Here is an 11,612-nt window from a genome sequence, read left to right on the forward strand (position 1 = left end):
GCGGCGCACACCGCCTCGCGCCCGTCCCGATCCACCCGCCACCCGTGAGGGGCGCAGCAGCGTCGGACCCCCTCGGTAGACTCCTGCCCATGATCAATGCCGTCGGCGTCCCCCAGACCCTGCTCCTCCTCGGTGGTACCTCCGAGATCGGCCTGGCCATCTGCGCCGAGTACCTCCAGCAGGGCCCGATGCGCGTGATCCTCGCCTGCCTGCCCGGAGACCCGGGGGTCGACGACGCGCGCGCGGAGATGACCGCCGCCGGTGCGAGCGCGGTGGAGGTGGTCGACTTCGACGCCGCCGCGACCGAGTCCCACCCGGCCGCGTTCGAGCAGATCTTCGCCGGCGGGGACGTGGACGTGGCGATCGTCGCGTTCGGCCTGCTGGGTGAGAACGAGGAACTCTGGTCCGACCAGCGCAAGGCCGTCCAGATCGCCCAGATCAACTACACCGGCGCGGTCTCGGTGGGCGTGTTGCTCGCCGAACGGATGAAGTCGCAGGGTTACGGCCGGATCATCGCCATGAGTTCGGCCGCGGGTCTCCGTGCCCGCCGCTCCAACTTCGTCTACGGCTCCACCAAGGCGGGGCTGGACTCCTTCTACACCGGCCTCGGGTACGCGCTGGCCGAGCACGGGGTGGACGTCCTGGTCATCCGGCCCGGCCAGGTCCGCACGCGCATGTCGGCGCACGTCAAGGAGGCGCCGCTGACCATCAACAAGGACGAGGTCGCCCGCATCGCGGTGAAGAACGCCGGAGCCGGTAAGGGCGCGGTCTTCGCACCTGCCGCGTTCGGCGGGGTCATGGCCGTGCTCACGCACGTCCCCCGCCCCATCTTCCGCAAGCTCCCCTTCTAGGGATGCCGGTGGCGCTCCGGGGGCTCGGCCTGGCCGGCGCGGCGACGCTGCTGGCCGCCGTCGTCACCGCGGTCGTCCTCGCCGGGTTCTCCCTCGTCTCCTTCCCCGCCTACGGCAACTCCAACGTCCTGCGGGCGCTGACGGTCGTCGGTCAGGTCGCCGCCATCGCGCTGGTGGTGCTGGGGATACTGTCCGTACGCGCCGGCGAGCAGCCGGGCGGTCGGTCCGCGCTGGTCCGTCTGGGTAAGCTCGCGGCCCCCACCGGCTCCGCGTTGCTGGTCGCCGCCACACTGGGGATCCCGCTCGCCGCATCGCGGTTGTACCTGCACGGCGTGAGCGTGGACCAGGAGTTCCGCACCCAGTTCCTCGGTCGCTCGGCGACCTCGCTCGGACTGCCCGACATGGCGTACGCCGACCTGCCCTCGTTCTATCCGTCCGGCTGGTTCTGGCTGGGCGGGCGGTTCGCCAACCTCGCCGGCCTCGAGGGCTGGGCGGCGTACAAGCCGTGGTCCATCCTCTCGCTCGCGATCGCCGCCGCGCTGGTCACCGTGCTGTGGACCCGCCTGTTGCGCACCGACCTCGGGGCGGCGGTGGGACTGGCGTCGACCTCGATCATGCTCGCCTACGGCAGCCCCGAGCCCTACGGCGCGATCGTGGCGCTGTTCCTCCCGCCTGTGCTCATCCTCGCGTGGCACGCCGTCAACCCCACGGCGCGGCACGCCGGTCGCGGTGCGGCCCTGACCACCACCCTGTTCCTGGGCGTCTCGGCCAGCATGTACACGCTCTACACGGGTCTGGCGGCGGGCACCGTCGTACTCATGGCGCTGGTCGCGACCGTCACCGCCGTGTTCGCCGGCCGCCGCGCCGACCGTGCGGAGGACCGTGGGACCGACCGCGCCGACGGGGCACATCCCGCCCGTGAACCCCTCCCGCTCTGGCTGCCCGCGGTCCGGCTCGCGGCGATCGGGTTCGGCTCCATCGCGATCGCGCTCATCGTGTGGGCGCCCTATCTGCTCGCCGCCCTGCGCGGAACCCCGGCCGACTCCGGGACGGCGATGCACTACCTGCCCGACGCCGGCGCCCGCCTGCCGCTGCCCATGACCGCCGGCGGCCTCACGGGCTGGGTGTGTCTGGCCGGTCTGGTCTGGATCGTCGCCCGAGCGTGGACCTCGCGCCGCGCTCAGGCGCTGGGCCTGGGCGTGGTGGCCGTCTACCTGTGGTGCCTGGCCTCGATGGCGATCACCGTCCTGGGCACCACCATGCTCGGTTTCCGCCTCGAACCGGTGCTCATCGGTCTGCTCGTGGTGGCGGGCGTCTTCGCGATCACCGATGTCGCCGGCCTCGCCGTGCGCCTCGCCGGGCGCCAGAACGGCACCGACCGGCCCGCTGCGGAGGCGGCCGACCGGCGTCGCCGGGCCACCGCGGTGGTGGGGGTCCTGGCCTCACTGGCCGCACTCGCCCACGCTCAGGGCATCCCCGATCACCTGCACGAGGAGATCCGGCTGGCCTACACCGACACCGACGGTCACGGAGAGCGGGCGGACCGCTACCCGCCCGGGCCCGAGTCCCACTACGCCGAGGTCGACGAGACCATCCGGGAGGCGTTCCCCGGCCGGAGGCGGACCGACCTCGTCGTCGTCAGCACCGCCGATGCCTTCCTCGCCTACCACCCGTACCTGGCCTACCAGGCCGTAACCTCCCACTACGCCAACCCCCTGGGGCGGTACGCCGACCGCAACGAGGCCATGCTCCGGTGGGAGGACGCCACCAGCGGCGCCGAGCTGCACGCCATGATGGACCAGACCCCGTGGCGCGGCCCCGACGCGATCGTCACCCGCCGGTCGGGCGACGGATACGCACTGCGCCTGGCCGAGGACACCTACCCCAACGACCCCAACGTGCGACGGTTCGGCGTCACCATCCCCGCCGAGGCCGTCGAGGGCCCCCACTTCGAGGTCCACGACGTGGGCCCGTTCGCCGTGATCGTGGTGCGGTGATCACGTGGTGACGACGCGGGGAGCGGGTGACGGCCGCGGGTCCGGTGACGACCCGGGAGCAGGGACCGTGCCAGGGGGTGACGACGACGAGGTGCGCGACACCGACCGTGAGCGTCCCCTCGGACTGCACCCCTACCCCGGAATGGACCGCCACCGCCGGTGGGCGATCATCACCGGGTTCCTCGGTGCGTTCCTCGCCGTCCTCGCCGGGATACTGCCCGTCGACCAGGACACCACCCGTGTGCAGTGGACGGCCGGGCCCGACTACGCCCCGGTCACCGCGCCCCTGGTCTCCGGGCGGCCGCTCGACCTGACGATCACCGCCCCCTGCGCGCCGCTGGCACAGGTGCCGGAGAACACGATCGTGTTCTCCACCCTCCCGCAGGACGCCCCCGGGCGGATCTCCGACGGGCTGGTCGTCCAACGCGTCCGGGACGCCGCGGGCGATCCCGTCATCGAGGTCGCGGTCCGCAACATCACGCTGCTGTCCGTGCCGTTGTCGACCCTGCGCGACCCCGCGTGCGAGACGCTGCACGTGCGCGCCGAGACCGGGATCCTCACCGCCGAGTTCACCGGCCTCGAACGGGACCCCGACGACGCCGACGACGCCGTGCGCGCCGCCGTGCCCGGAAGCATGCGGCCGCAGGTCACCGGCGTCTTCACCGACCTCACGGCCGCAACCGCACCCGACGGGCTCGGTGAGTCGACGGTGGAGGTGACCGTCGACTCCCGCTACTCGTCCAGCCCCACGCTGCTCAAGCTGGTGCTGATGGTGATCGGCGTCCTTGCCACCCTCGCGTCCGTGGTGTTCCTGCACCGCCTCGACGGCATCGACGGCCGCTCGGGTCGACGGTTCGTGCCCCGGTCCTGGTCGCGACTGTCCGGGGTCGACGGCGTGGTGATCGGCGTCCTGGGTTTCTGGCACCTCGTGGGCGCCAACACCTCCGACGACGGCTACCTGCTGACCATGGCCCGCTCCGCCGGGCCCAGCGGATACATGGCCAACTACTACCGCTGGCTCGGCTCCCCCGAGTCCCCGGTGGGGTGGTACTACGAGATCCTGCGGGTGTTCGCCGAGGTGTCCACGGCCAGTCCGTGGATGCGCCTGCCCACCCTGGTGTGCGGAATCCTGTCGTGGCTCATCATCAGCCGGGAGGTCGTCCCCCGGTTGGGCAGACTCGCCCGCACCTGGCGCGGACCGCGCTGGACGGGGGCCGCCCTGTTCCTCGCGTTCTGGATGGCGTTCAACAACGGGCTGCGGCCCGAGCCCGTGATCGCGCTGGGCGCCCTGCTCACCTGGTCGCTGGTGGAGCGGTCCATCGCCACCCGCCGCCTCGTGCCGGGCGTCGCGGCGATCGGTGTGGCCGCGTTCTCCCTCGGTGCCGGCCCGACCGGGCTGATGTGCGTGGCGGCGCTGGCCGCCGGCGCACGCGAGTTCGTCCGCATGGTGCGCCGCCGCGCGCAGGTGGTCGGATGGGCGGCGATCCTCGGACCCGTGCTGGCGGTGGGCCTCGCACTGCTCTACACCGTGTTCGCCGACCAGACCCTGGCCGCGGTCCTCGAGGCCACCCGCATCCGCACCGAGCTCGGTCCGAGTCTGCCCTGGTACGGGGAGAAGGAACGCTGGGAGGCACTGTTCGGGGTCTCCGCCGACGGCGGGGTCGCCCGGCGCTTCCCCGTCCTGCTCATGCTCATGTGCCTCGTGCTCGTCTCGGCCGTGATGCTGCGGCGTGGGCGGATCCCCGGCGCCGCCGCGGGGCCGTCCCGCCGGCTGATCGGCGTGATCGCGGGATCGTTGCTGTTCCTCGTGTTCACGCCCACCAAATGGACCCACCACTTCGGGGTGTTCGCCGGACTGGCCGGAGCCCTGGCGGTGCTGGCCGTGATCGCGCTGCGCTCCTCGACGGTGTCGCTGAGCCGGAACCGCTGGCTGGTGTGGGCGGCGCTGTGCCTCGTCGTCGGACTCTCCACCGCCACCGACAACACCTGGTGGTACGTCTCCGACTACGGCATCCCCTTCTCGGACTCCTTCCCCGCCATCGGCGGGGTGCAGATCCAGTACGTCGCGTTCGTCGGCGGCTTCGTGTGCCTGCTCATCGCCGGGCTCATCCACTCCGGGATCCTGCCCGACGACCCCGGCGCCGCCCTCCGCGTCCGCATCAGACAGGCGGTGCCCTTCCTGCGCACGCACGCCGACACCCCCGCGTCGCGACGGCGGGACGGCGGCTCCGGGGACACGGCCCGCCCGCGCCGGCGCGCCGGGATCGGCGGCGCCCCGCTGACGGTCGTCGCGTTCTCCGTGGTGATCTTCGAACTGTCCTCCGCGGTCATCGCCGTGTTCGCCCAGACCCCGGCCTACACGGTCGGGCGCGGCAACATGCGCGCCCTGGCCGGCGAACCCTGCGCACTGGCCGACTCGGTGCTGGTCGAGGAGGACTCCAACGACGGCCTGCTCGGCGCCATCGGGGCCGGGCCGGAGATCTCCCTCGGGGCCGGCGTGGTCAACGGCTTCGCCCCCAACGGTCTGCCGGACTCCATCACCGTCGACAGCACCGAGGCCTCCGGCTCCCTGGCGACGTCCGAGACCGGTGAGCGCGACCCCGGCGACGGCGTGGACGCCGGCACCACCGGTGGCCGCGGCGCCGTGACCGTCAACGGCTCCACCGTGGCCCTGCCCTTCGGCCTCGACCCGGACACCACTCCCGTCCTCGGCTCGTACCGGCGCGGGCCGCAGGTCGCCGCCGAACTCACCAGCGCCTGGTACCAACTGCCCGCCCGCAGCCCCAACCGGCCGCTACTCGTCATGGCCGCCGCCGGCCGGATCGGGAGCGGCGACCTGCGGATCGAGTACGGACGCCCCGGCCGGGTCGGCCCCGCCGGACCCACCGATTTCGAGGTCATGGGGTCCATGTCCCCCATCGACATCGGGCCGGCCCCCGCCTGGCGCAACCTGCGCATCCCGCTCGAGTCGATCCCCGCCGAGGCCGAGGTCGTCCGCGTGGTCGCCGCCGACGGCAACCTCGATCCCGGCCAGTGGCTCGCTGTGACCCCACCACGGAACCCGCGCCTGCGCACCCTCGACGAGGTCGTCGGCCACACCGACCCGGTGCTCGTCGACTGGGTGGTGGCACTGGCGTTCCCGTGCCAGCGGCCGTTCGTGCACAACGGTGGCGTGGCGGAGATCCCCCGATACCGCATCCTCGCCGACCGGGAATCCTCCTCCGCCGCGAACTGGTGGCAGAGCGCCGGCGGCGGCGGACCCCTGCTGTGGACCACCCAGACGGTCGAGGCGATCACGGTCCCCACCTACCTCGACCACGACTGGTCGAGGGACTGGGGTTCGCTCCAGCGGTTCGAACCTCTGGACCCGCAGGCGAGTCCGGCCGAACTGGTCCGCGGCAGCGAGTTGCGGTGGGGCTGGACCACGCCGGGTCCGATGAAGTGATCGTCGCCTAGAATCGGTCGTCGTGTCAGACTCCTCGCCGGCCCCGTCCCCGGAAACCGCCCCGGCCACCGGCCCGGTGGCCGGCTCGGTCGCCGCCGACTCCCGCGTCAAGCGACTCCGTCTCATCTCGATAGTCAGCGGGCTCCTGGGGACCCTGTGCTTCCTCTCCCTGCCGTTCCTGCCGGTCGAGCAGACGACCTCGACCGTGCAGTGGCCGCAGAACGGGTCCGTCGACTCGGTCACCGCCCCGCTCATGGCGCACTCGCCGCAGCGGTTCACCGCCTCCGCACCGTGCACCCTGGTCGCGGATCTCCCGGAGGACGGGGGCATCCTGCTGGCCACCGCGCCCGCCGGCGGCGAGGAGGCCGGCGACCGCGCACTGTTCGTGCGCGCCTCCGCCGAGACGGTCGACGTGATCTCGCGCAACCGGGTGATCGTCTCCGCACCGCGAGACCGCGTGGAGGCCGGCGACTGCACACGGCTCAGCGTCGTCGCGGCCCCCACTTACGTGGAGGCGGCGTTCGAGGGGATGGACGATCCCGCGGCCACCCGCAGGGTGGACGCCGAGGACCTGCGCCCGATGGTGGTGGGCGTCTACACCGACCTGCCCTCGGACACAGCCGTGCCCGACGGTCTCGGCGCCACCGTGGAGGTCGACTCCCGGTTCACTACCGACCCCACCGCCCTCAAGTGGGCCGCCATCGTGATCGGCCTGCTGGCCACCGCGGTCGCCCTGTGGGCCCTGCACGCACTCGACCAGACCGACGGCCGGCGCGCCCGCCGCTTCCTGCCTCGCGGCTGGTTCAAGATCCGGCCGCCCGACGTCGTCGTGATCGGCACACTCGGCATCTGGCACTTCATCGGCGGCAACACCTCCGACGACGGCTACATCCTCACGATGGCCCGCGCCGCCGACCCGGCCGGGTACATGGCCAACTACTACCGCTGGTACGGGGTCCCCGAGTCGCCCTTCGGCTCCCCCTACTACGACCTGCTCACGCTGTTCGCACAGGTCTCCACCGCCAGCCCGTGGATGCGCCTGCCCGCGCTCGTCGCGGCCATCCTCTGCTGGCTGGTCATCAGCCGCGAGGTCCTGCCACGCCTCGGCCGGGCCGCCCGCACCACCCCGGTGGTGCTCTGGAGCGCCGCCGCCGTGTTCCTCGCGTTCTGGATGGCGTTCAACAACGGCCTGCGGCCCGAGCCCGTCATCGCGCTGGGGGCCCTGCTCACCTGGGTCTCCGTCGAACGGGCGATAGCCACGCGCCGGATGCTCCCGTTCGCGATCGCGGTGATCATCGCCTCGTTCTCACTGGCCACCGGCCCCACCGGCCTCATGGCCGTCGCCGCCCTCATCATGGGGCTGCGGGCGGTCGTCCGCACCGTGGTCGTGCGCGGCCGCCGGATCGGCTCGTACCTCGCCCTGATCGCCCCGGTGCTGGCCTCCGGCACCATGGTGCTCATCGTCGTCTTCGGCGTCCAGAACCTCGCCGCCGTCCTCGAGGCCATCCGCGTCCGCGGCGAGATCGGCCCCAACCTCAACTGGTTCGAGGAATTCGTCCGCTACTACTACCTGATGATCCCCACGGTGGACGGGTCCCTCGCCCGCCGCCTGCCGGTCCTGCTCGTGCTGCTGTGCCTGGCGCTGGTGATCGGCACCATGCTGCGCCGCGGCAAGGTGCCCGGCGCAGCCTCGGGACCGGTCTGGCGCCTGGTCGGCGTGGTCGTGGGCACCGCCTTCTTCATGATGTTCTCGCCCACCAAGTGGACCCACCACTTCGGTGTGTACGCCGGCATCGGCGGGGCGATCGCCGCGTTGGGCGCCCTCGCGATCTCCGCGTCCGCCGTCCGGACGGCCCGCAACCGCACGTTGTTCCTGGGCGTCATCCTCGTGGTGGTCGCGCTCGCCTTCGCGGGCCCCAACGGTTGGTGGTACGTCTCCAGTTACGGCATCCCGTGGTGGGACAAGGCACCCAGCGTCCGCGGCATCGACGCCGCCACTGTGCTGCTCGCCCTGGCCGTGCTCACGTTCGCCTACGCCGGCTGGCAGCACCTCCGTCGTGACTACATCGGTGAGCACGCGCCCCGCACCTCGGCGGGTCGTCGCCGGGTGCGGACCTTCGCCGCCGCCCCCATCGCGGTGGTCGCGGGACTGCTGGTGGTCTTCTCGTTCGCCTCGTTCGCCAAGGGGATCCACAAGCAGTACCCGGCCTACACCATCGCCGCCGGGAACGTGTCCGCGCTCGCCGGCAACCCCTGCATGCTCGCCGACCGCGTCCTGGTCGAGCCCGACGCGAACGCCGGCATGCTGGACCCGCTCGACGCCACCCCCCTGCCCGACGGGTCGATCGACCCGCGGGACCGGGCCGCCGCCATCGAGGCCGGGGAGAACACCGCGTTCACCCCGGACGGTGTCGCCCCGGACCTGTCGGCCGACGCGGTGGTGGCCGACCCCGGCGCCGCCAACACCACCTCCGAGCCCGGCGGCGGCCCGTCGGTCAGCACCGGGGAGAGCGCCGGCACGGCCGGCGGCCGCGGGGCGGAGGGCGTGAACGAGTCCACGGTGGCCCTGCCGTTCGGGCTCGACCCCGCCACGACCCCGGTGCTCGGGTCGTTCTTCGTGGGCCCGCAGCGGGAGGCGAGCCTGGAGACCGGCTGGTACCGCCTGCCCGAGAACCGCGAGTCCCACCCGCTCCTGGTGATCTCGGCGGCCGGCCGGATCGGCCGCTACGACGCCGACGGGCTCTACGAGTACGGCCAGGAGGTCGTGGTCGAGTTCGGCCGGTCCGGCGACGCCGGGGTCGACACGGTGGGCGAGCCGGTGGTGCCGTTCGACATCGGTCCCGCGCCGACGTGGCGCAACCTGCGGGTGGACATGCAGGACGCCCCCGCCGACGCCGATGTCATGCGGGTCCGGGTCGACGACAACGACCTCACCCCCGAACAGTGGACCGCCATCACCCCGCCGCGCGCACCCGAGCTCGTGACGGTCCAGGAGATGGTCGGGTCGGAGTCGCCCGTCCTGCTCGACTGGGCGGTGAGCCTGCAGTTCCCGTGCCAGCGGCCGTTCGAGCACTACGCGGGTGTGGCGGAGTTGCCGGAGTTCCGGATCCTGCCCGACCGTCCGCTCGCCGTGAGCGCCACCAGTACGTGGATGTCCTACGAGGCCGGTGGGCCGCTCGGGTGGATCGAGACCGCCCAGCGTGCCCGGACGATCCCGTCGTACCTGCGCCACGACTGGAACCGTGACTGGGGTTCGATCGAGGCCTACTCCCCGCTGGGCACGTACCAGGAGGAGCCGCCGACCCCTGCCGAGGTGACCACCGGCACCGAGACGCGCTGGGGCTGGTGGCAGCCCGAGGGGCCGATCTTCGTGACCGACCCCGAGTGACCCGCTCAGCGCGCGGGGCCGCGCCGGCCTGACGAGGGCCCGCCGGTCCGATGAGGGGCCCGCCGGTCCGATGAGGGCCCGCCGGAGGCAGCAGCCACCGGCGGGCCCTCGGACGTTCCGGGCGGCCCCGGCCTGAGCCCTCGTCGCCAGCACAGCCGCCCGCCGACATGGCGTCTCGCACGCACCGCGGTGACGGCGAGACGCCAAGTTGAGGAGCGGCTGCGGCCAACGCAGGCAGAAGCGGGAGCGAGACGCCAAGTTGAGGAGCGGCTGCGGCCAACGCAGGCAGAAGCGGGAGCGAGACGCCAGGTTGAGGAGCGGCTGCGGGGCCGAGATATGCGGGACGGGCGGCCCCCTCGTCGGTGGGCCGCCCGTCGGATAGCGCGAGTCTCGCGGAGCCTGCCGTCAGCTCACAGCGGGAAGATGGCGTGCTTGCGCGGCAGCTCGACCCGCGTCTTGTCCCGGAGCTGCTCGAGCGCACTACGCAACACCAGCCGCGTGTGCGAGGGCTCGATCACCGCGTCGATGTAACCCCGCTCGGCGGCCGTGTACGGCGTCGCGATGAACTCGTTGTACATGTCGATGAGCTGCTTGCGGAGCTTCGGCCCCTCCTCGGGACCCGCCTCCTCGATCTGACGGCGCTGCAGCAGATCGACCGCGCCCTCGGCGCCCATCACCGCGATGCGAGCGGTCGGCCACGCGAAGTTGAGGTCGCCACCGAGGTTCTTGGAGCCCATCACCGCGTAGGCCCCGCCGTAGGCCTTGCGCACCACGAAGGTCACCTTGGGCACCGACGTCGCCGCCACCGCGAAGCCCATCTTGGCGCCACGGTGGATGATGCCCAGCTTCTCCTGCTCCACACCCGGGAGGTAGCCGGGGGTGTCCACCACGAAGACCAGCGGGATCGAGTAGGCGTCGCACAGCATCATGTGCCGGGTCGCCTTCTCCGAGGCGTCGATGTCGAGTGCGCCGGACAGGTGGAGGGGCTGGTTGGCGATCACGCCCACCGGCTCACCGTCGACGCGCGCGAAGCCCGTGATGATGTTGGAGGCGAACTGCCCCGACGTCTCCATGAACTCGCCGTCGTCGAACATCCGGATCAGCACGTCGTGCATGTCGTACGCGGCGTTGTCCGAGTCCGGGATGATCGTGTCGAGCTGCAGGTCCGACTCCGTGGTCTCCGGCTCGAGTCCCGGGTTGATCCGCGGGGCCTTCTCGCTGGCCGACGACGGCAGGTAGCTCAGCAGGTTACGCACGTACATGAAGGCGTCTTGCTCGCTCACGGCGACGTGGTTGACGTTGCCGTTCTTGGCCTGCTGCAGGGCCGAGCCGAGCTCGTCCATGGTGACGTCCTCGCCGGTGACCTGCCGGATCACGTCGGGCCCGGTGACGAACATGTACGCCTGGTCCTGGACCGCGATCACGAAGTCGGTGGTCGCGGGGGCGTAGACGGCGCCGCCCGCGCACTTGCCCAGCATGATCGAGATCTGGGGCACGTACCCGGAGGCCGGATACTGCCGCCGGGAGATCTCGGAGTAGTAGGCCAGCGAGGTCACGGCGTCCTGGACTCGCGCGCCACCGGAATCGTTGATGCCGATGATGGGGCACCCGACCTTGATCGCGAAGTCCATGATGGCGCAGACCTTCTTGCCGAAGCCCTCGCCGACGGACCCGCCGAACACCGTGTTGTCGTGCGCGTACACGGCCACCGGGCGGCCGTCGATGGTGCCGCGGCCGGTGACCACGCCGTCACCGAACGGGTTGTCCGGGCTACCGGGCGCCTTGGCGAGCTGGCCCATCTCCACGAAGCTGCCCGCGTCGAGGAGTTCGGCGATCCGCTGGCGGGGAGGCGTCTGACCCGCGGCGTCGCGGCGGGCCTTGGCCCGTTCGCTGCCCGGATCCATGGCCTGCTCGGTCTTGACCCGCAGTTC

At 72.1% G+C, this 11,612-nt stretch carries 5 protein-coding genes; 4 read left to right on the plus strand and 1 reads right to left on the minus strand.

From position 1 onward, the window contains the following. The first annotated feature begins 89 nt into the window (after positions 1 to 89). From CK206_RS09370 to CK206_RS09385, 4 genes are all read left to right on the plus strand, one after another. Positions 90 to 851 carry a decaprenylphospho-beta-D-erythro-pentofuranosid-2-ulose 2-reductase gene (locus CK206_RS09370; protein ID WP_067714791.1) on the plus strand — a complete coding sequence of 254 codons (762 nt, stop codon included), beginning with the start codon at positions 90 to 92 and terminating at the stop codon, positions 849 to 851. Between the two features lie 2 nt (positions 852 to 853). After that, positions 854 to 2,848: a galactan 5-O-arabinofuranosyltransferase gene (locus CK206_RS09375; RefSeq protein WP_096906236.1), complete on the plus strand. Its 1,995-nt coding sequence runs from the start codon at positions 854 to 856 to the stop codon at positions 2,846 to 2,848. A 67-nt stretch (positions 2,849 to 2,915) separates the two neighbouring features. Then, a complete protein-coding gene (locus tag CK206_RS09380; RefSeq protein WP_096906237.1) occupies positions 2,916 to 6,293 on the plus strand; it encodes an arabinosyltransferase domain-containing protein in 3,378 nt (1,125 codons plus the stop codon). Between the two features lie 22 nt (positions 6,294 to 6,315). Continuing rightward, positions 6,316 to 9,681, plus strand: a complete 3,366-nt coding sequence (locus CK206_RS09385) for an arabinosyltransferase domain-containing protein (protein WP_254050537.1) — start codon at positions 6,316 to 6,318, stop codon at positions 9,679 to 9,681. A 410-nt stretch (positions 9,682 to 10,091) separates the two neighbouring features. On the opposite strand, the gene CK206_RS09390 is transcribed toward CK206_RS09385, so the two are convergent. Then, a complete protein-coding gene (locus tag CK206_RS09390; protein ID WP_063972324.1) occupies positions 10,092 to 11,585 on the minus strand; it encodes an acyl-CoA carboxylase subunit beta in 1,494 nt (497 codons plus the stop codon). Between the last annotated feature and the right edge of the window lie 27 nt (positions 11,586 to 11,612).

The sequence above is a fragment of the Dietzia sp. WMMA184 genome, from assembly GCF_002441635.1.
GTDB lineage: Bacteria > Actinomycetota > Actinomycetes > Mycobacteriales > Mycobacteriaceae > Dietzia > Dietzia kunjamensis.

Bases quoted from the DNA above. Each gene is read 5' to 3' on its own strand.
- CK206_RS09370 (WP_067714791.1), top strand. From the start codon at position 90: ATGATCAATGCCGTCGGCGTCCCCCAGACCCTGCTCCTCCTCGGTGGT.
- CK206_RS09375 (WP_096906236.1), top strand. From the start codon at position 854: ATGCCGGTGGCGCTCCGGGGGCTCGGCCTGGCCGGCGCGGCGACGCTG.
- CK206_RS09390 (WP_063972324.1), bottom strand. From the start codon at position 11,585: ATGGATCCGGGCAGCGAACGGGCCAAGGCCCGCCGCGACGCCGCGGGT.